This is a genomic window from Enterococcus sp. AZ128 (genome assembly GCF_051714485.1).
Lineage (GTDB): Bacteria > Bacillota > Bacilli > Lactobacillales > Enterococcaceae > Enterococcus_A.
This window is the reverse complement of the sequence record NZ_JBIORZ010000001.1, coordinates 1,690,955-1,711,788: the sequence shown is the minus strand read 5'-3', so window position 1 is coordinate 1,711,788 and position 20,834 is coordinate 1,690,955. Positions and strand designations below refer to the sequence as shown.

At 40.4% G+C, this 20,834-nt stretch carries 22 protein-coding genes; 21 read left to right on the top strand and 1 reads right to left on the bottom strand.

Going from position 1 to position 20,834, the window contains the following annotated elements; all coding sequences use genetic code 11:
• From IGI38_RS08420 to IGI38_RS08355, 14 genes are all read left to right on the top strand, one after another.
• A complete protein-coding gene (locus tag IGI38_RS08420; protein WP_438728774.1) occupies positions 1–699 on the top strand; it encodes a sirohydrochlorin chelatase in 699 nt (232 codons plus the stop codon).
• A complete protein-coding gene (locus IGI38_RS08415; RefSeq protein ID WP_438728772.1) occupies positions 684–1,130 on the top strand; it encodes a precorrin-2 dehydrogenase/sirohydrochlorin ferrochelatase family protein in 447 nt (148 codons plus the stop codon). The genes IGI38_RS08420 and IGI38_RS08415 overlap by 16 nt, the downstream gene beginning before the upstream one ends.
• A gap of 103 nt (positions 1,131–1,233) precedes the next feature.
• Positions 1,234–3,672 carry a nitrite reductase large subunit NirB gene (nirB, locus tag IGI38_RS08410; RefSeq protein WP_438728770.1) on the top strand — a complete coding sequence of 813 codons (2,439 nt, stop codon included), beginning with the start codon at positions 1,234–1,236 and terminating at the stop codon, positions 3,670–3,672.
• A 1-nt stretch (position 3,673) separates the two neighbouring features.
• Entirely contained in the window at positions 3,674–3,979 is a 306-nt protein-coding gene (locus IGI38_RS08405; protein ID WP_438728768.1) for a nitrite reductase (NAD(P)H) small subunit, read from the top strand.
• 2 nt (positions 3,980–3,981) lie between these two features.
• On the top strand, positions 3,982–4,920 hold the full coding sequence (cobA, locus tag IGI38_RS08400) for a uroporphyrinogen-III C-methyltransferase (protein ID WP_438728766.1): 939 nt from the start codon (positions 3,982–3,984) through the stop codon (positions 4,918–4,920).
• 22 nt (positions 4,921–4,942) lie between these two features.
• The gene (locus IGI38_RS08395; protein WP_438728764.1) at positions 4,943–5,767 is read left to right on the top strand and encodes a formate/nitrite transporter family protein; all 825 of its coding nucleotides are present in this window, start codon (positions 4,943–4,945) and stop codon (positions 5,765–5,767) included.
• Positions 5,768–5,783: 16 nt separating this feature from the next.
• On the top strand, positions 5,784–6,680 hold the full coding sequence (hemC, locus tag IGI38_RS08390) for a hydroxymethylbilane synthase (RefSeq protein ID WP_438728762.1): 897 nt from the start codon (positions 5,784–5,786) through the stop codon (positions 6,678–6,680).
• A complete protein-coding gene (locus IGI38_RS08385; protein ID WP_438728760.1) occupies positions 6,674–7,363 on the top strand; it encodes a uroporphyrinogen-III synthase in 690 nt (229 codons plus the stop codon). The genes hemC and IGI38_RS08385 overlap by 7 nt, the downstream gene beginning before the upstream one ends.
• Positions 7,364–7,511: 148 nt before the next feature.
• Positions 7,512–7,817: a PTS sugar transporter subunit IIB gene (locus IGI38_RS08380; RefSeq protein ID WP_438728758.1), complete on the top strand. Its 306-nt coding sequence runs from the start codon at positions 7,512–7,514 to the stop codon at positions 7,815–7,817.
• 6 nt (positions 7,818–7,823) lie between these two features.
• Complete coding sequence (locus IGI38_RS08375; protein WP_438730370.1) at positions 7,824–9,095, top strand: PTS sugar transporter subunit IIC; 1,272 nt, start codon at positions 7,824–7,826, stop codon at positions 9,093–9,095.
• Between the two features lie 42 nt (positions 9,096–9,137).
• The gene (locus tag IGI38_RS08370; RefSeq protein WP_438728756.1) at positions 9,138–9,479 is read left to right on the top strand and encodes a PTS lactose/cellobiose transporter subunit IIA; all 342 of its coding nucleotides are present in this window, start codon (positions 9,138–9,140) and stop codon (positions 9,477–9,479) included.
• 56 nt (positions 9,480–9,535) lie between these two features.
• Complete coding sequence (locus IGI38_RS08365; RefSeq protein WP_438728754.1) at positions 9,536–10,978, top strand: glycoside hydrolase family 1 protein; 1,443 nt, start codon at positions 9,536–9,538, stop codon at positions 10,976–10,978.
• Between the two features lie 54 nt (positions 10,979–11,032).
• Entirely contained in the window at positions 11,033–12,928 is a 1,896-nt protein-coding gene (locus IGI38_RS08360; RefSeq protein WP_438728752.1) for a BglG family transcription antiterminator, read from the top strand.
• Entirely contained in the window at positions 12,921–13,553 is a 633-nt protein-coding gene (locus tag IGI38_RS08355) for a YczE/YyaS/YitT family protein (RefSeq protein ID WP_438728750.1), read from the top strand. Before IGI38_RS08360 ends, IGI38_RS08355 begins: the two co-directional genes overlap by 8 nt.
• A gap of 237 nt (positions 13,554–13,790) precedes the next feature.
• Here IGI38_RS08355 and IGI38_RS08350 read toward each other — a convergent pair whose 3' ends face one another.
• Complete coding sequence (locus IGI38_RS08350) at positions 13,791–14,651, bottom strand: MurR/RpiR family transcriptional regulator (protein WP_438728748.1); 861 nt, start codon at positions 14,649–14,651, stop codon at positions 13,791–13,793.
• Positions 14,652–14,944: 293 nt separating this feature from the next.
• Here IGI38_RS08350 and IGI38_RS08345 point away from each other — a divergent pair, with 293 nt between their 5' ends.
• The 7 genes from IGI38_RS08345 to IGI38_RS08315 all read left to right on the top strand — a co-directional run bounded on the left by IGI38_RS08345 (position 14,945) and on the right by IGI38_RS08315 (position 20,833).
• Complete coding sequence (locus IGI38_RS08345) at positions 14,945–15,943, top strand: D-isomer specific 2-hydroxyacid dehydrogenase family protein (protein ID WP_438728746.1); 999 nt, start codon at positions 14,945–14,947, stop codon at positions 15,941–15,943.
• A gap of 15 nt (positions 15,944–15,958) precedes the next feature.
• The gene (locus tag IGI38_RS08340) at positions 15,959–17,062 is read left to right on the top strand and encodes an iron-containing alcohol dehydrogenase family protein (RefSeq protein ID WP_438728744.1); all 1,104 of its coding nucleotides are present in this window, start codon (positions 15,959–15,961) and stop codon (positions 17,060–17,062) included.
• A 76-nt stretch (positions 17,063–17,138) separates the two neighbouring features.
• Positions 17,139–17,981: a PTS mannose/fructose/sorbose/N-acetylgalactosamine transporter subunit IIC gene (locus IGI38_RS08335; RefSeq protein ID WP_438728742.1), complete on the top strand. Its 843-nt coding sequence runs from the start codon at positions 17,139–17,141 to the stop codon at positions 17,979–17,981.
• Between the two features lie 27 nt (positions 17,982–18,008).
• The gene (locus IGI38_RS08330) at positions 18,009–18,878 is read left to right on the top strand and encodes a PTS system mannose/fructose/sorbose family transporter subunit IID (protein ID WP_438728740.1); all 870 of its coding nucleotides are present in this window, start codon (positions 18,009–18,011) and stop codon (positions 18,876–18,878) included.
• A gap of 80 nt (positions 18,879–18,958) precedes the next feature.
• Positions 18,959–19,465, top strand: coding sequence for a PTS system mannose/fructose/N-acetylgalactosamine-transporter subunit IIB (locus IGI38_RS08325; RefSeq protein WP_438728738.1), 507 nt, complete (start codon positions 18,959–18,961; stop codon positions 19,463–19,465).
• Between the two features lie 34 nt (positions 19,466–19,499).
• Positions 19,500–20,372: a hypothetical protein gene (locus tag IGI38_RS08320; protein WP_438728736.1), complete on the top strand. Its 873-nt coding sequence runs from the start codon at positions 19,500–19,502 to the stop codon at positions 20,370–20,372.
• Between the two features lie 17 nt (positions 20,373–20,389).
• On the top strand, positions 20,390–20,833 hold the full coding sequence (locus IGI38_RS08315) for a PTS sugar transporter subunit IIA (RefSeq protein ID WP_438728734.1): 444 nt from the start codon (positions 20,390–20,392) through the stop codon (positions 20,831–20,833).
• Position 20,834: the final 1 nt, after the last annotated feature.

Below are 20,834 nucleotides of genomic sequence, written 5' to 3'. Positions count from 1 at the left end.
ATGATCGGAATCATCTTTGTTTTACACGGTCGCAAAAATCAACTTTCTAAGGCCAATCTTTCAGTGATTGAAAAAGCCGCGAAGCCGCTCAAGGTTCCTTATGAGGTAGGGTTGTTGGAAGGTGAATTCCAAACATTGGAGGATGCGATTCAGTCGTTGCGAATTCGAGAAGTAGACAAAATCGTTTTCTTACCCGTTTTGCTTTTTCCCGCAACGCATGCAAAGGAAGACCTGCCTGAACGTGCCAAACATGTTCTAGAGAATCAAATACCTTATCAAATTTTACCTACACTAGGCACGACGAAGGCTGTTGAAAAATTTTTAGTCCAGCAAGTTCAGTCCGTGAAAGATTCAGCGGCGGAAGTGTTATTGATCGCCCATGGAACGCCGCATTATCCAGAACCATTTCAGCAATTGGAGCAAATCGCGAGCCAAATGGAAAAACAAATAGATCGGAAGGTCCATCCTGCCGCCTATCATGGACATCATCACTACCAACGGATACTGGAAGAACACAGTGAAGCAATGATCATCCAGCGATTGTTTCTAACTGAAGGGTATCTGGCTAAAAAAATAAAAACTGAAATCGTTGAACAAAGAGGCTCGCGAGATTTCCTATTGCCGACTATGCAAGATAGCGAAGCACTGGTTTCAGCAATTATCGAGCGATTAGAGGAAATTCCATGTATCCAATCTTGATCGATATCCAAGCATTTTCTGTTTTGATCGTCGGCGGCGGGAAAATAGCGACGAGAAAAGCAAAAAATTTAATTGAAGCAGGCTCTGTACCGACGATTATTGCTCCGATAGTTACCGATGAACTACAGTCATTGGCAGAAGCGAAACGGGTGATTATAAAACAGCGTGTGTTCAGAAAGGGCGACACTAAAAATTTTCACTTCATCTTTATCTGTACAAATGACGAAATCACGAATCAACAAATACTCAAGGAAGCCACTCCCGAACAGTTAATCAACGATACCACGAATCAAGCACGAAGCAATTTCTTCAACATGGCCGTCATTAAGGAGCAGGATGCGGCTATCGCAATCACCACTCAAGGAAAGTCACCAACCCAAACCAAAAAATTAAAAGAAAGACTTCAGGATTTTTTAAAGTCAGCGACTTAATGTCGTTGGCTTTTTTTGAATAATTAGGGGATTCCCTTATATAAAATTCGAGCATTTTCCTTTATTGTGATGGTGTGAACAAATAGAAGCCGAGGTGGAGACATTGAAAGAACGTTTAGTGGTAATTGGAAATGGTATGGCAGGGGTGCGTACAGTAGAAGAAATTCTAGAACGTGACGCTGATCGGTATGAAATAACAATTATTGGAAATGAACAATACCCAAATTACAATCGGATCATGTTATCAAATGTACTACAAAAAAAGATGACTGTTGATGAGATCATCACAAATCCAATGGAGTGGTATGGGGAAAATCAGATTGCCCTGATCAATGACGATCCAGCTGTCGGTGTTGATGTAGAAGTGAAAACCGTCACAACCGAAGCGGGGGAAATCATTCCTTACGATAAAATTATTTTTGCGACAGGATCGCATCCTTTTATTCTGCCGATTCCCGGTGCGGATAAAGAAGGCGTGGTAGCTTTTAGAACGATTGATGATACGGCAGAAATGTTAGCGTCAGCGGCTAAATACAAAAAAGCCGTAGTCATTGGTGGTGGTCTATTAGGACTTGAGGCGGCTAAAGGTCTCCAAGAACAAGGAATGGATGTAACCGTAGTTCATTTAGCGAAGTGGCTAATGGAAACGCAATTAGACGAAAAAGCCGGAAAATTGCTGCAGGCGGAACTAGAGGATCAAGGGCTGCATTTTTTGATGGAACACAGTACACAAGAGATTCTAGGAGCAGATCGTGTAACAGGCATGCGCTTTGCAAACGATACGGAAATCGAAACGGATTTGATCGTTATGTCGATTGGTATTCGTCCAGCAGTTGAATTGGCTCGTGAGATTGGATTAGAAGTCAATCGCGGAATTGTAGTAAATGACTATATGGAGACAAGTTTGCCAGATATTTATGGCGTTGGCGAGTGTGTCGAACACAATGGGATCTGTTATGGGTTAGTGGCTCCGTTATTCGAGCAAGGGAAAATCTTGGCTGATCTGCTTACGGATCAAGCAGAAGTAAAGGCGTATCAAGGCTCAAAAACCTTTACTTCCTTAAAAGTTTCAGGAGCAGACCTCTATTCGGCAGGGAATATATTAAACACTGAAGGCATGGACAGCATTGAGGCCTTTGACAGTGCGTCTAGAAAGTATAAAAAGATTTTCCTGAAGGACGGAAAAATCCAAGGAATCGTGCTATACGGAGATACGGATGACGGCAGCCGCTACTACAATATGATGAAAAAGGGACAAGAAATCAGTGAACTCGATTTACAAACGATTGCTGTTCTGCAGGCGATTGGAGAAGGCGCTGGTATGGGTGCTGATGTTATCGAATGGGAAGATGACGAAACAGTCTGCGGCTGTAATGGCGTAGACAAAGGATCAATCCTGCGTTCGATTCGTGAAAAAGGCTTGTCCAGTGTTGCTGAAGTCGGAAAAGTGACCAAAGCTGGTACGTCTTGTGGTAAATGTAAACCACAAGTACAGACTTTATTAGAATATGAATTAGGCGATGCGGTCACTACAGCAACTGGAATCTGTCCGTGTACAGATTTGAATCGAGATCAAGTCGTTACACAAATCTACGCGAAGCATCTATCCAGCACGAATGAAGTATTTGCTGCATTAGAATGGCGCAATCCAGAAGGATGCTCAAAATGTCGTCCAGCGGTCAATTTTTATTTGAATGTAGCATGGCCGGCGGAGCATGAAGATGAAAGAGATTCACGTGTGGCGAACGAACGGATGCATGCCAACATTCAAAAAGACGGAACTTTTTCGGTCATTCCGAGAATGCGCGGCGGTCAAACGACGCCTCAGCAGCTGATTAAGTTGGCTCAGGTGGCTGAAAGATATAATGTGCCGCTAGTAAAAGTAACCGGATCGCAAAGAATCGGTCTTTATGGTGTGAAAAAGCAGGACTTGCCAAAAATTTGGGAAGAACTGGATATGGTAGCTGCGCAAGCCTACGGTAAAGTCTTCCGGTCAGTGAAGACGTGTGTTGGTCAAAGCTTCTGTCGATTTGGCACCCAAAAAACAATGGAGCTGGGTGTCAAGATTGAGGAGAACTTCGAGTATATCGACACCCCTCATAAATTTAAAGTAGGGGTCTCTGGTTGTCCGCGAAGTTGTGTCGAATCTGCGGTAAAAGACTTTGGGATCATTGGTGTAGAGAACGGTTTCCAGATCTTGATCGGCGGCAATGGCGGAACAGAATTAGTTGAAGCGCAGCATTTAGTGACTCTTGAAACAGAGGAAGAGGTTATTGATTTGTGTGGAGCTATGCTGCAGTACTATCGTGAAACAGGAATCTATGGCGAACGAACAGCTCCTTGGGTAGAACGCATGGGATTTGAAAATGTGAAGGCCGTATTATTAGATTCTCAAAAGCGTCAAGTGCTTTGGAACAGCCTTAATCAAGCAATTGCTGCGAAAGAGCGTAAAGACTCATGGGGACCAATTACTAAAGACGTTGATTTAAGGGAAAAAATGTATACCATTGAAAATCCAGAATTAGTAGGAGTAGGTGAATAGATTGTCGAAAGTATTAGCAACAACAAAAGCAAAACTAGTTCCGCGGATTGGCCGTTCAGTTGTTTTACAGGATCAAAAAATTGCGGTTTTCCAATTGTTAGATGGCAGAATTTTTGCAATTGAGGATCATTGTCCCTTAACTAATGGGCCTATCTTAGAGGGCATTGTGTCCGGTGAATACCTATACGAACCGATGCGTGAATACAAAATTTCATTAGTTGATGGGAAAATTCAGGAACCAGATGAGGGGCAACTAAAGACTTTTCCTGTAGAGATCATTGGCGATGAAATCTTCGTTGAGGTCTAGCGATGATTTCATTTGTGGGAGCAGGTCCGGGAGATATTGAATTAGTGACTATCAAAGGGAAGAGACGGCTGGAAGAGGCTGAAGCAGTGATTTACGATCGATTGGTAAATCCGTTGCTGCTGTTCTATTGCAAACCAGATTGCGAGTTCATTTACGTTGGCAAGACGCCTTACCAGAAAAGTATGAAGCAAGAGACGATCAATCAATTGCTGTTAGACACCTCAAAAGAAAAGACCAAAGTTGTTCGCTTAAAGGGCGGAGACCCCGAAATATTTGGCCGCTTGACTGAGGAGCTTGAAACAGCTGCTGGTAAAAATATCGAGTTTGAGATTATTCCTGGTATTACTTCTGCTAGCGGAACGGCGGCCTATAATGGAATCCCTCTGACCGAACGGGGACAAGCAAGATCCGTAACATTTATGACGGGGCATTTGAAAGAGGAGCAATCCGCAGCATTCCCGCTGCTTTCATCAGAACAGACGGTATGTGTCTATATGGGAATTGAGGCCTTACCAGATTTTATCCCCCATTTGTTAAAGAACGGCTTTACAAGCAGTACAAAAATTGCGGTAATCAGCTGGGGGACATATGGTCGGCAAAAGAAAGCGGTAGGGACTCTCTCAACAATATTATCGCTGATTACTGATGAAAAGATTACAAATCCAGCGATGATCCTGATCGGAGATACAGTATCAAGAGAGTCGCAATTTAATTGGTTTGAAAAACTGCCAAAGTTTGGGCAACGATATTTACTTGTTTCTACACGTTCGCCCAATATCGACGAATTGATTCAATATACCAGTGCTGGGGCAGATATTTGGTGGCATCAGGTTGGAGAAAAACGGGATACACGATTCGATGCTGTTAGTGAGCGCTATTTAGCAGAACAACAATTTGAGGAAATCATATTCGCGGATCAAGCTGCGGAGAGGCTGTTTTAATAAGAAAAGGGAGAGTGAAAGGATGTCATTATCACCAAAAGATCTAGTAGATGAGGCGATTGCCCGAGGAAAGGCCAAGGCCAATTACAGCTTTTTGACGATTGCTGTGTTGGGAACGATGGCGGGGATATTTATCGGTCTAGCCGGTGTTGCGATGATCCGTACCATGGGGTCAATGCCCAAAGAATGGGGCACATTAGTGAACTTATTAGGAGCTGTGGTTTTTCCTTTTGGACTAATCTGTTTGTTGCTTGTTGGTGGAGAGTTAGTTACGGGAAATATGATGGCTGTGAGTATGGCCTTGTTTGCCAAAGAAATTACGTTTAAGCAATGGGGCCGGAATATGTTTTTAGTTACGTTGTTTAACTTGGTTGGGGCGGTCGCTGTAGCTGCCTTTTTTGGCTATTTCTCTCAGACGTTGCAAGGAGCTTTTGTTGATCGGACTATTGCAGTGGCTCAAGGTCGTGTCGCGGATGGTCCATTACAAGCTTTCTTATCAGGAATTGCCTGTAATATTCTAGTCTGTACAGGGGTATATATGAACATGGCTTCACGTGATTTTGTAGGGAAAATCTTTGGAACCTGGTTGCCTGTCGCGGGCTTCGTAATCGCAGGGTATCAGCACGTTGTGGCGAATATGTTCTTAGTGGCTGCTGGAGTGTTAGCTGGAGGTGTTACGATCGGCCAATTCATTGAAAATATGGTGTTCGTCTGGTCGGGAAATCTGGTCGGCGGTGGAGCAATTTTAGCCGGTATGTACTTCCTTGCGTTTAAGGTTGGAATGAAACCAAAGACTGAGGGTTTGGAAAACAAGAAGCCTTCGCCTATAATAGTAGAGGAAAAATAATAGATCGAGGCATACTATGAGACAACTAAAAGTGGGTACGAGAAAAAGCCCATTGGCCATGAAGCAGACGCAGATTGTGGTAAATTTATTAAGAGAACGTTGTCCGCAATTAGAAATTGAAATTGTCGGACTTTCAACAAAAGGAGATCGATTGCAACAGGCACCTTTGACTCAAATTGGAGGAAAAGGTGTCTTTGTTAAAGAAGTAGAATATCAGCTCCAGCAAAAAAATATTGATTTTGCCGTACATAGCTTGAAAGACATGCCGGCAGTACTTCCTGACGATCTTATTTTGGCAGCTACTCCTAAACGTGCATTGCCGTGGGATTGTCTGATTTTGAAGGATTCTGCTGTGCTTGAATCAAAAGAGGAGATCGTGATTGGAACCAGCAGTGTTCGAAGGGCAAAACAATTAGGAATGCATTATCCTACGATGCGTTTTGTTCCTATCCGTGGAAAAATTGAGACTCGCTTGGAGAAGATGGTTAAGGAAAAGATGGATGGGACGGTTTTGGCCTGCGCCGGATTAGAGCGGATGAATTATTTTGAACGGTTGCCAGACTATCAAGTATTAACACCTGAAATATGTGTTCCTGCAATCGGCCAGGGTGTTCTTGGTGTTGAGTGCCGAAGAGCGGATCGAGAGCTGTTCGAACTGTTGTCGCAAATTACGGATGAAGAAACACAAGCGGCGGCAATTGCAGAACGTTTTTATCTTCAACAAATGAATGGAAATTGCGATATCCCTATTGGCGCATTTGCGGAAAAAGATGGAAATGATTGGAATTTTTACGCCTTCTTAGCGGAAAATCTAGATTCTCAAGGAAGAAAGATTCATTTGACAGGAAGTGATCCGTTATTATTAGCAAAACAAGCAGTCGCGCGGCTACATCCACAAAGACCATATTGTTAACTCGAGTTGAGGGATTAAATCTAGAGGATAGGCACCTGTTCGAAGGGTGCAACTATCAGACTGAAGTTCTTCCACTGACCGCGATTCATTTTATCCCTATGTCGAAGGAACAAATGCTGCAGCTGAAAAAAAGTCAGTGGGTCTTTTTCACGAGCCAGTCAGCTGTACGAGAAACGTTGAAAGTCGCTGATAAAAAGATAAAAATAGCAGTGATTGGAGAAAAAACTGCGGAAGCGGTCAGAGAATGCGGGAGACAACCGACCTTTATTAGTTCCGTTGAAACAAAACGAGCAATGCTCTCCGAATGGTCAGAACGTTACCAAGAACCGACGACTATTTTCTATCCGAAGAGTCAATTGGCTGATAATTATTTGGAAGACCAACTGAATGAAGATCATGTTGTTACCTCGTTTATTTCATATGAAAATAAGTTTCCAGCAGAGTCTAGCCAAAAATTGGTACATTTATTGCGCTATAAAAAAATTCAAGGGGTCTATCTTACAAGTCCTTCAGCCTGGCGCCGCTTCTTTTCAGTATATCGTTTTTTTGATAATGAATTGGCTATTTTTGTCATTGGAGAAACGACTAGACGAGCAGTTTTGAGTGATGGTTATGCGAGTTCATTAATTACGAACCTTAGAGATCATCGATTTGTTAACGATTTAAAAAGGATCGTACCGTGATTACTTTTATCACGATACAGCCTTTTTTTTTGCGTTTTGGAGAAGGTCTTGTGGTTGAATTTCCCATCTCTAGGAAAAAACTAAGTTTGTGAGCCATACCGGAAATTACCTATAATAAACATGTAAATAAATGAAAGTGGTGAATAAAATGAAAAACATCTTATTAATTTGCGGGTCAGGTGCTTCAAGTGGATTTATGGCGGCGGCGATCAGAAAAGCAGCCAAAAAAAGAAAGGTCGAGGTTATCGTCAAGGCGGCGAGTGAATCTCAGTTGGATGATCGGATTAATGAAATCGATTACTTGTTGATTGGTCCGCATTTGTCCCACATGTTAAATGACCTTCAAGAACAAACAAAGGATAAAAATGTCAAAGCGGCAGTAATTCCACAAGCGGTGTACGGCACGTTGAATGGAGAAAAAGCGTTAGATTTGATTCTAAAATTGGAGGATTAGACTATGATGGATAAAATTATGAATTTTATGACGAATACCTTTGCTCCAAAAGTAAATAAGGTGGTTAAAAATCCTTGGATTTCGGCTATCCAAGACTCGATTATGATCGCTTTACCTTTAGTTTTTGTAGGGTCGTTAGTGACTGTCGTTTCCTTATTAAAAAATATTTTCAGCGGCATGCCGGATTTCTCAATGATCAGCAATTTCTCATTCGGTATGTATGGACTGGTTGTTGCTTTCTTAATTCCTTATTATCTAATGGAGAAAAAAGGGCACGGTGGTCAAAAACTAATTTCTGGTTCGGCCTCATTGGTATTATTCATGATGTTATTATTTCCAACGATGACAGCTGAAGGGGAAGCGGTATTCATCATGTCTCGTTTCGGCGCTACAGGAATGTTCTTATCAATGATCACAGGGTTATTTGTAGCTTTTGTCATGAACTTTGCCGTGAAATATTCTTTCTTCGATGAAGATACACCGATTCCAGATTTTGTGGTTGGCTGGTTCAACAGTTTATTGCCGATTACTTTTGTGCTGCTGGTCGGTTGGTTGATCACTTTCCAATTCAAAATTGATTTCTTTGAAGTGGTTTTACTAGTTTTCAGCCCATTAGCAAGCATTGTCCAGTCGTATCCAGGTTTTGTGCTGTCTGTTTTTATTCCAGTCTTCTTGTATACATTCGGTATTTCTGGCTGGGTAATGATGCCCGTGGTTTATCCAGTTTACATGTCCGGTTTAGCTGCAAATGCCGAAGCTGTCGCAAATGGTGGACAAGCGATGAATATCGCTACACAAGAAACTTGTTATGCCTTTTCTTCCATGGGAGGGATCGGAACCACCTTGGCGTTGTCTGTAATGATGTTGCTGTTAAGTAAATCGGCGCAATTAAAGGCGATCGGAAAAGCGGTGATTATTCCATCGATTTTCAATATTAATGAACCTTTAGTATTCGGCGCACCGATTGCCTTCAATCCGTATCTAATGGTACCGATGTGGATCAACAGTATCATTGTTCCAACGATTGCTTATGTCACTATGTCGTTTGGATTAGTTAACATCCCGTCAAATACATTCTTATTATGGTACATGCCTTATCCAATCACGTCTTATTTAGCGACACAAGATTGGCGAGCAATTGTTGTCTGTGCGTTGATTTTCGTAATTACGTGGTTAGTTTTCTTACCATTCTTCAAAGCCTATGACAATTCATTAGTAAAACAAGAAGCACAAGAGGTTTTGGAAGAGGCGGAAGCAGAGGCAGAGGTCGTTCACTAGAAATAAATAATCATATTAATGAGAAACAGCAGGAGGTCACCTATGGAAGAGACAAAACATTTAGAAGAAAATGATCAATTAAATCAACTGTCGATGAACATTCTTGTTCATGCCGGCAATGCCAGAGATCATCTGGTGCAATCATTAGAAAGTTTAGAAGCAATGGATTTTGGAAAAGCAAAAGAAGAAGTAAAAGCAGCACGCAAAGAGGTCGTGATCGCTCACGGATTACAGACAGACACTTTGCAGTTGGAAGCATCTGGCGAGCAAATTCGTTATTCAACTTTGTTCTGCCACGCGCAGGATACACTGATGACCGCTCAAAGCGAGATATTGATCGGAGAACATCTAGTCCGTTTATTTGCAGCATTTAGTCAAAAATAGCAAACGATTAAACAGTTAATCATATCCGGTTTTCGGATATACAAGGAGGAATTTCATTGAAAAATTATCAAATGCCTAAAGACTTTTTATGGGGCGGAGCGATTGCGGCCAATCAAGCAGAAGGTGCTTATAAAGTAGCCGGAAAAGGAATCAGTTTGGCGGATTTGCATAAGTACTATCCAGATAAAAGCAATGCTGAAATTGCGGAAGAGCAGCATAAAGGAATGTCTTTAGCTGATGTTAAAGCAAACTTAGCTGATAAAGACGGATATTATCCAAAACGTCATGGGATTGACTTCTATCATACGTATGAGTCAGACTTGGAATTACTCAGTGAAATGGGATTCAAAACCTTCCGAACGTCCCTTGACTGGACACGTATTTTTCCTACTGGTGATGAGGATGAGCCAAATGAAGAAGGATTGGCATACTACGATCGTTTAATTGATAAAATCATTGCGTTGGGTATGGAACCGATCATTACCATTTTACATTATGAAACACCTGTCGAGATTACACTGAAATACGGTGGTTGGAATAACCGTAAAGTGATTGATCTATTTGTCAAATACGGAAAAGTTGTTTTAGAGCGTTATCAATCAAAGGTGAAGTATTGGATCGTGATCAATCAAGTCAATTTGATTCAATTTGAACCCTTCAATTCTACTGCGATACCGTATGATACCGTCGATAACTATGAAGAAGCGAGTTTCCAAGCAGTGCATCATCAGTTTGTCGCTAGTGCAAAACTAGCTGCTCATGCTAAAACACTCAATCCTGACATGATGATCGGGACGATGATGGCTGATTGTACAGCCTACCCATATTCTTGTGATCCAGATGATGTGAATTTGGCTTTGCGACGCAACCGGATGCAATATTTTTATACGGATGTTCAATTCCAAGGGGAATATCCGCAATATGCATTAAATTACTTTGCCGAAAATGGCATTCAGTTAGACATTACATCGGAAGATAAACAATTGCTGAAGGATTATCCAATGGATTATTTAGCTCTTTCGTACTACTATTCGCAAATGGTAGATGCTTCCAAAAATACTATGAGTCCATCTTCAGTTACTCCAAACCCTAATTTAAAAGCGAATCCTTGGGGCTGGGCAGTTGATCCGCAAGGACTGTATAATTCGTTGTCACAATACTGGGATCGCTATCACAAATCGATCATCATCGCTGAGAATGGTTTTGGGATGTATGATAAATTAGAAGAAGGTCAAGTTCATGACGATTATCGGATCTCTTATTTATCCGAGCACATCGCACAGATGAAGCGGGCGATGTACGATGGCGCCGATGTTATCGCGTATTGTGCTTGGGGGCCAATCGACATTATCAGCTGTTCTTCTGCTCAGATGGAAAAACGCTATGGCTTCATTTATGTTGACCTAGACAATGAAGGCAAAGGATCGGGTGAACGAATCAAAAAAGACAGTTTTGACTGGTACAAACAAGTGATTGCTTCAAATGGCGAAACGTTATAACCAATTGAAAAGTTGATCTTTATGATCAACTTTTCTTTGAATGGAGGTGTAAACGTGCTGACAAAAAAAGAAAAAGAGTTGATTGATTATTTAACGAAGAAAAACCGCTGGGTAACTTCTGATGAACTAGCAGAATTTAGTAATTGCACGACTCGAACAATTCGCAATCGTGTCGCTAGAATTAATCAGAATAATCAAGCGCTCATTTTGACCAGTCATTTAGGCTATCAATTAAATATAGAAGCAAAGGTTCAGGGAGATGGAACAGAGGATCGCAAATCTCGAATCTTTTTAGAGCTGTTGAAACATTCTTCGGAAGGCGTTGATTTTTATGAATTGGCTGAAAAATTATATATTTCAGAATCAACATTGAAAAATGATATTCAACAATTAAAAAAAGAAATCACCAATGATGCCATTCAAATTGTTTTTGAGCAAGAATATATCAAACTTACAGGTCCAGAACGGGCAAAAAGGCGTTATCTTATTTCGCTTTTATACAATGAAAGCGACTTGCAGGAAAAGCTTAAGGTAAGTATTCAGCAAATGATTGGTTATATTTCATTAGAGAAACTGCAGCAGACGATCCAAGAGGTGTTATCTGAACACAAGATTCAAATCAATCAATACTCATTGAACAATATTGTCTTACATTTTGCCATCAGCATTGAACGAATTCGCCAAGGGCATAGTCTGAAGAAAAGCTTAAATAATGACCAAGCACAAAGCAGCCCAGAATTTTTAATAGCTGAAGAAATCAGCGATAAGTTGGCACAACAATATGACATTCATTTTTCCCATGCAGAGCTAGAGCAATTGTCCCTATTATTTATTGGAATGCAAAATGAAACATTGACGAAACAAAACAGTCAGCAATTATCGCATTTTGTTGATCGGAAGATCATCACTGCCCTACAGGATGTTCTGGCAGAAGTCGAGCGAACATACTTAGTCGAACTGCATGATGAAGAATTTTTCAATAAGCTGGCGATCCATTTACAAAGTCTCTATTACCGCTCCCATTACGAAACATTCACACGCAATAGCAGCTTGTTAGATTTGAAAACGGCCTATCCATTAATCTATGATTTAGCTGTGTACATCTCTTCCTTGATTCAGGATCGGCTAGATATTTGGTTCAATGATGATGAGATATCTTTCATTGCTTTACATATAGGTTCTTTTCTTGAAACACAAAAGAATTTCCGTAATCAAGTAACCATTCAGCTGGTTGTGAATGATTATCATGATATCGGTGCTAATCTCAGTAAGCAAATTGAAGAACGTTTTGGAGAAAATGTTAATGTTTTAGTGACAGAAAAGTGGAAAGCAGCTGCTACAGATCATGATTTATTATTGACGACTGATCGAAAAACGGCTTCTGAGTATGCGGGTTCGGTTTTCATCCATCCATTTTTAACAAGTAAAGACATCAAAAAAATTGAAAAACGAATTGACTCATTAAAGTCGCAACGCGAGAAAAGACGCATGTATCAGGCGATTGAAAAATTTATTTTGCCGGAACTATATTTTAATCAGATCGATCCGGCTGGCTTGAAACCCATCGAAATCCGTAAACAGATCAATCAGCGGATGGTAAAAGAAAGGTTTGTCGACGAAGGTTTCCTTGAAAGAGTGGAAAAACGTGAACGAATGTCTCCTACGAGTTTTCCTTCTGGAATCGCGGTTCCCCATTCGGTCGAGTTGGAAGCCGAAAAAAGCGGCGTTGCGATCATGACGTTACAAGAACCGCTCGTTTGGGCTGATCATACGATCAAGCTGATTGCTTATATCGCGATCAATAAAGATGAGGCAAATGAATTCAATGATTTTTTTGAGAAATTTATTGAGATCGTTTCAGAACCGATCAATACAAAGCAATTGAGTATGAGTGAGGACTATGAGGAATTTGTCTTGCGATTAAAAACGATGGTGGATGCGGATGAGTAAAAATAATTTATCGCGCGTAATCTTAGTGATTGTTGGAACTATCTTGATGGGGATCGGCATCGAAATAATTGTGACCGCCAATCAAGGGTTTGACTCAGTCAGTACGTTGATTTTAGGATTAATGAATTTTTCATCGATTCCATTCGGCCGTTGGAGTCAATTGATCAGCTTACTATTCTTATTAATTACCTTTTTTTACAAACGTGATATGTTGGGAATAGGCAGTATTATCAATACTTTATTAGTCGGTGAGACGATCAATCAAACAGCTTCGATGATTCAATCAATCGATTTTTTGCAAAATAATATTTTTGCTTCATTCTTAGGTTTTTGTGTCATGGCACTGGGAACAGCAATCTATTTAACCGAAGAATTAGGATCAGGGCCGTTGGAAGGGATGATGTTTTGTGTCTGCGACCTTTTACAGGTATCTTTACAGAAGGGGAGAGTTATACTCGATTTTCTAATCGTTAGTATTGGGGTTCTGTTAGGTGGAACATTCGGAGTTGGAACAGCTTTCGCCATTTTTTTATTAGGACCTTTGATCCAAATCTGCTTATCGCTTATAAAATATAGAAAAGTTTCTATGCGTATTCGCAGAAATAAAAAGCAATGGTCTGAATAATACGATTACTACGGAAAAGCCGGAACCAACTTTCTCTTATAGCAATATCAATAAAAAATTCCTCTTATGGCTTGTTTGGATAAACTCAAACGGATCATAGGAGGAATTTTTTTACTATTAAGGAAGTATAAAAATTTTATATAAATAAATCGCTAAACTGCAGTGAAATACATGTCCGGTTTTACAAACTAGCTTTTGAGCAATAAGCAAAAGCTGAGCGAGTTCGCGAAGCCTTTCTTAATCAGGTTTGTTTTCTTTTAGCGTTTGAATGACTTCTCTAACTTTTGAAATCGTATTTTGAGCATTTTTTCGATTATGGAACATAAGAATCACATACAAAGAGTCAATGATACTTAATTGTGCGATCCGCGAGGCTAATGCTTCAGAGCGAAATTCGATTTCCGCAGAAATGGAGATAAAGACCACATCCCCCAATTTTGCCAGCGGTGAGTTTGCTTGACTGGTCACGACAATTACTTTTGCCCCGTTTTTCTTAGCTGCCTCAGCAATATGAATGGTCTCTTTAGATTTACCCGAATGGGAGATAAACATCGCACAGTCTTCTTCTGTAAGTAGCGAAGCTTCCATCAACTGAAGATGATAATCCGTGCTGTGCCCAACAGGGATAGGAGAACGTAAAAATTTATGATAGGCATCCGTCGCCACGATTTCAGAACCGCCTACGCCAAAGAAATACAGACGCCGAGACGCAGAAATCATTCCGACCGCTTTATTTAAATCCACTTCTTTCAATAATTTTTTCGTGTCGGTCAAAGTGGTCATATTTGAATCGAAAACTTTTTGTGCCATGACTAATTCAGAATCATCTTTTTGAACATTTTCGTGGATTGTAATCGCGGTCAAATCGTTTTCTTGTTTCAGCATAGCCATCTTAAAATCTTTAAATCCATTGAAACCCAATTTTTTTGTGAATTGAAAAAAGGTAGAGTCGGCAATACCCAGTTCAGCGGCGAGGTCGCTAATAGAACTATGGCTAACCTTACTTGGATTTTCCAATATGTAGTCGGCGATTGCTTGTTCTTTTGGGCTAAAGTCTTTGTACATTGATTTAATTTGCAAGTGAATAGGGCTAGACATTGGCACCCCTCCTTCATTGGAATATCTATTTATTCATAAGATACTAGGAAACGAAAAAAAAATCAACAAAAATATTTTTTATTTTTTTTGTTTACAAAAAAATATTTTTTTGTATAATAGAGTCATAATATGTATGCGTTATCAGAAATCGGTTTCTATGTTGTGAGTCAATGTGAAGAACGGTTTGAACGATTTATAAAGAAGGAGATGGAGCAAATAAGGCCAGTTGATTAAGGTGGTACGGAAGTGAATTTGTCAGTCAAGAATCAAACAAGACTAAAGGAGCTTTGAGGATGGGAAAATACAAAATAGCGATTGTAAATTCAAGTAGTTTTGGCAAGATTTTTCACGATCAGTTGGAGCGGCTTGAAAAAATCGGTGAAGTTCGTTCATTTACTGTTGATGGAGAAATCGGCGGACAGGAATTAGCAGAATTGTTAACAGGCTACAATATCATTATTGCAAGTGTCACACCATTTTTTACGCAAGACTTTTTTGATCATAAGGATGAACTTATTTTGATTACCAGACATGGAATTGGTTACAACAATATTGATATTGAAGTTGCTCGCAGCCATGACACGATTGTTTCGATCATACCGGCTTTAGTAGAACGAGATGCGGTTGCTGAAAACAATATAACGAATCTGCTAGCGCTGTTGAGAAAAACAGTCGAAGCCGATTTGAGTGTTAAGAACGACAGCTGGGAGGATCGTGCTAACTTTGTCGGTCGGACGCTTTTCAATAAAACAGTTGGTGTCATCGGTGTTGGCAATACGGGCAGTTGTGTCGTAGAAACATTGCGAAACGGATTCCGTTGCAATGTCTTAGCTTATGATCCATACAAATCGCCATTGCACATTGAAAGTTATGGGGCCAAAAAAGTCGATCTGCCTCAATTATTGCAGGAATCAGATATCATTTGCCTTTGTGCCAGTTTAAATGAAGAGAACTACCACATGATTTCTACTAAAGAAATCAATCAGATGAAAGACAATGTCTATCTTTCCAATAGTGCTCGCGGAGCGTTGCTGGATGAAGAAGCAATTGTCGATGCTTTAACATCTGGAAAAATTGCTGGTTTGGCGACAGATGTTCTAGAAGAAGAGCCGGGACGGAAAGATCACCCTTATCTGACTTTCAACAATGTGGTTATGACTCCCCATACTTCTGCTTATACGATGGAATGTCTACAGGAAATGGGCGCAAAATGTTTACGTGATGTCGAGGATGTTGTTGCAGGGAAAATCCCTGAGCGTTCTGTTCAAGCGGAAAGCAAGGTTGCCAATTAGGAAGGAGCGTACGGAATGTTAACCGATTTAAAGGTTAAGGTTGGGCCGCAGTTTTATCGGTATCATATCGGTGCGATTGATTTTGTACCGGATCTATTACAAGAATTTTCAGCGAATAATGTATTAGTGGTTCACGGTCAGATTTCTTTTGAAAAGGCCAAACCTTTTCTGAGTTTTCTAAACCAAGAAACCTATAACTTTCATTTTTTACAATACACTGGCGAATGCAGCTATTACGGAGCGGAACGAATTGTTAAAGCGGTGAAGGATCATTCGATTGATTTCATTATTGGTGTAGGCGGGGGGAAACTGACTGACCTGGTTGGATATGCAGCTCATATAGCGAATGTGAATTTCGGAGTGATTCCTACACTAGCTAGTAATTGCGCACCTTGGACACCACTCTCAGTGATGTATAAGGAAAGCGGGGAATCTGAAGGAAAAAGTGAACATTTCTTGCGGCAGGCTAGCTTTTTCATTACAGATCCTGAGCTGGTTGTGGATGCACCAGTGAACTATTTTGTCGCCGGTTTAGCAGATACAATCGCAAAATGGTATGAATCAGATGCGATTTTACAGCAAGAACATTTGAAGAACGAGCCCTTTTTACAGTTAGCGGGATATACATCAGAACTTTGCAAATCCGCAATTTTAACCAACTCTGTTAAAGCGATCCAGGATATGAAAGCTGGTGAAGCGACGGAAGAATTCATTCATCTTTCGGAAATTGTCTTTGCGGTCGCCGGGCTAGTTGGCGGATTGGGTGACAAGTATGCTAGAAACGCGATCGCCCATGCGATGCATGATGGAATGAGCAAGTACCTTCCGAACAGTCATGATTTCTTGCACGGAGAAAAAGTAGCTTACGGCATTTTTTATCAGTTAGCAGTTGAACAGAAATGGGGGCAAATTGATGCATTACTGCCATTTTATCAAGAATTAAACTTGCCAATGTCATTAAATCAAATGAAGCTCTTTCCAGACGACGAAGCAGTCATTGATCAAATCACAGCATTTATTGATTCGAAAGAAAAAGTTCATCTGCTGCCAATACCAATTACAGTGGATTTATTGAAAAAATCCATTTTTGAGTTAGAAGACTATCTCAATAAGAAATAAATGGACCGAAAATCAGTGTTATTACGATGAGAACCAAATTATTTTTAAATACATTTATACGAACTAGGAGGAAATTATGGATACTTTAAGTGTAATGCAGAGTCTGTTGATTGCTTTATGGGTCGCTGCAGTAATGTCAAGGTGGCTTGGAGGTGGGGCAACCCTAACCCTTCGTTTTTCACCTCTTATGACAGGTTTGGTTGTCGGAATCATCATGGGAGATGTTGCTCAAGCGATGATTGTTACAGCTGCTTTGCAAATGATTTATATGGGGGTTTTCTCTCCAGGCGGATCTATGCCGGCGGAACCATCAATTGCTGCGGCAATTGCGGTGCCAGTAGCGCTGCTAGGCAATTTGAAGCCGGAAGCGGCGATTGCGGTTGCGGTGCCAGTCGGTTTGCTTGGAAGCTATTTATATCAATTCCGTTTCTTTATCAATACATTCTTAGGAAAATATACCGATAAGGCCGTTGAAGATCTGAATGCAAAGGCGATGAAACGCTCGATCATTTTATATCCAACGATTGCTTCATTTGTTCTATTTGTTCCATTAGTATTTATTGCTCTTTATTTAGGAGCACCAATTATCGCCGATGTCATCAATGCTTTAGAAGGAACCGTAGTCATTCATATTTTAGAAGTGGTCGGTGGTGGTTTAGCTGCTATCGGTATCGCGACAACGGTCTATGTTATTGGCCGAAAAGATTACATGGTCTTTTTCTTCCTTGCTTATTTCATGAGTGTTGTATTGAAATCACTTGAGATTACCATGGTTACTTACGCTATCTTTGGGATTTTGATCGCCTTGATCTTCGTGCAATCACAAAAAGGAAAAGGTGCTGCTCCAGCTGCAGAATCTGCGGGCTCCGGTTCCAGTGCGTCCTTTGATGATGACGATGATTATGATGACGGATTTTAATTAGCATACGAATTAGGAGGGAAAAACATGACGGAAGTATCAAATAATCAAGCAGTAAATAATAATTTAGCACCTGAAGAAATTACTAGTAAAGATGTTACTAAAGCGTATCTAAGATGGCATTTCGCCAACGAAATTCCTCACTCATTTGAACGCTACTTAGCACCATCCTTGCTATATGCCATGATGCCGATCTTGAAAAAATTATATAAAGACGATGATGCATTAAAAGCGGCCTATAAACGCCAACTGCTCTTTTTCAATACACAGTTGAGCTGGGGCGGCGGGGTTATCACTGGTTTGATGTCATCAATGGAACAACAACGGGCGCAAGAAGAGTATGAGAAAAAAGAAATACTGATGCAAGATGATTTAATGTACAACACAAAAGCTGGTTTGATGGGAGCATTGGCCGGAATCGGTGATGCGATCGATTCAGGAACTGTTCAATATATCTTCATTGCGATTGCTGTACCGTGGGCGCAGCAAGGTAGCGCGTTAGGCGCGTTATTCCCATTCGTATTCTTTGCCCTTTATCAAGCGGCATTAGGCGTTTTCTTTGCAAGACAATCATTCACGATGGGACGAAACGCAACTGGATTAATGCAAAGCACGGGTGTCCAAACGGCCATTGAAGCACTCTCGGTACTAGGTTTGTTCATGATGGGGATTTTGGCCGGAAACTATGTAAAAGTCGAATCGACGCTAAAATTTGCGATCTCAGGGCGAAAGTTTGTTATTCAGGAGATTCTTGACCAGATCGTTCCAGGTATTTTGCCTTTAGCAGTCGTAATGGGTGTGTATTGGTTCTATACGAAGAAGGGCTTGAAAGTAACCCAAGCATTGCTTTGGCTGACCTTAATTTTAATCGTTTTAGCCGGCGTCGGAATCTTATAATTTAAAAAAAAGTATCTCTTTCATTGCTCTCAACTAGAACAATGAAAGAGAAAATCTAATCTGAAAAGGAAGTGTGTTAAATGGGTGTAGTTAATTTAGCTCGAGTGGATGAGCGTTTAATCCATGGACAAGTAATGATGACCTTATCACAAAAAAGTGGTGTAAACTCGATTTTTGTCGTTGATGAAGTTGTAGCAAAGGATAAGTTTATGCGGGATTTGTATAAGAATGCAGGTAGTCGAACTGGTCAGAAAACGATCGTGATCACACCAGAAAAAGCAAAATTCTATTGGGATGAGTTCAATTTTAAAGAATACAACTGTATTTTGATCACAAAAACAGTAAGTGTAATCTATGAATTAGTAAAGCATGGCGTTCCAATGAAAGAATTGAATATCGGCGGAATCGCTCAAAAGGATCCTGAAAAAGATTTATTAGTAACAAAATCCGTTTATTTAAATAAAGAAGATGCGGAAAGATTAAAAGACATGAATGAAAATTATGGTGTTGAAGACATTTATTTCCAGGCAACACCCTCAGCACCGAAGTCTAGTTTGAAGGATGTATTAAAACAATTTGGTCTTTAAGAGGCGCTAACTGAAAGAACAGGAGAGAGAACGGATGGAGCAAACAGAGGTATTCAAAGATTGGCTTTTTCGGTATCAATATGTTTATCGGCTGCGTCGAACAGAAAAGAGCAAAAAAAGATTTCTTGGAGCGTTGGTAACAGATATCGCAAAAATGCGGGAAGATGTTCAAGTAATTGAATACAATCAGCAGAAGAAATATGCTGCGCAAAATGTTTATGTCGGCGACATCAAGCAGGCTGATCGAGTGATTTGCACCTTCTATGATACTCCTCCTGAAAGCGTGGGTTCCTATCAGTTGTTTGATCGTAAAGATCAAGCTAGAAAGACTACCAAGTTTATTTTAGCGAGCACAATACTCGCGATTCTTTTAGGCATCATCGGCACGCTGATCTATATGCGCTTTTCGGCAGATTCCTTCAATTTCAATTCACCGAGTACGCTTGTGATCATGGCGATCTATGCAGGATACTTTGTATTATTTGGAAAAATTACCAAAGGATTGTCAAACCGAAAAACGCTGGTTCGCAATACGTCGTCGCTATTAGCAATGCTAAAAATGATCGCTGAAAACAAGCAAAAAAATATTGCCTATGCTTTTCTAGATGAGGGAAGCTATGGCAATAAAGGATTGGATGAATTACAAAGTCAGGTCAATGGAAACTGTAAAATTTATTACTTAGACAGCGTTGGTGCTGCGGCACCTTTGCATTTAGTTGGCGAGTCGCCAAACCTTCGAATGACCAATGAAAACATTGACTATCAATCTACGGAACAAAAGATAAGCTATATCTTCAGTGCTAGAAGAGATCAAGAGAACTCAGCGTTCTATTTAGATCCAGCTGATTTAAAACAGAAACAGCTGAATATGGAAAATATCACCACTGTAACGAGTTTGTTTCAGTGAGAAAGTGGAGGAATCCTATGTTAGGAATCGTAATTGCTACACATGGAAAATTAAGTGATGGTTTGAAAGACGCAGCGGAAGTGATTATTGGTGAAACCAATAATATTGCGACAGTTAATTTGAATCCTGGTGATGATGTTCAAGAATTAGGAATTCAAATTGAAGCGGCGGTCAAAGCGGTAGATAAAGAAGCCGGAGTAATCGTGTTAACAGATTTAGTTAGTGCGAGTCCTTACAATCAATCTGTCTTGATTACTAACGGATTAAATCAAGAACTGCAAGAAAAAGTATATGTTATCGGCGGCGTAAATTTGCCGATGCTGCTTGAAACGATCAATCATCAAATTTTGAGTACACCTGTAGCAGAGGCTGCGCCAGCGATCATGGCCCAAGGTGCAGATAGTTTAGACATCTGGCATGCTTCAGAAGTTGAAGAAGCTGATGACGAAGACGACTTTTAAA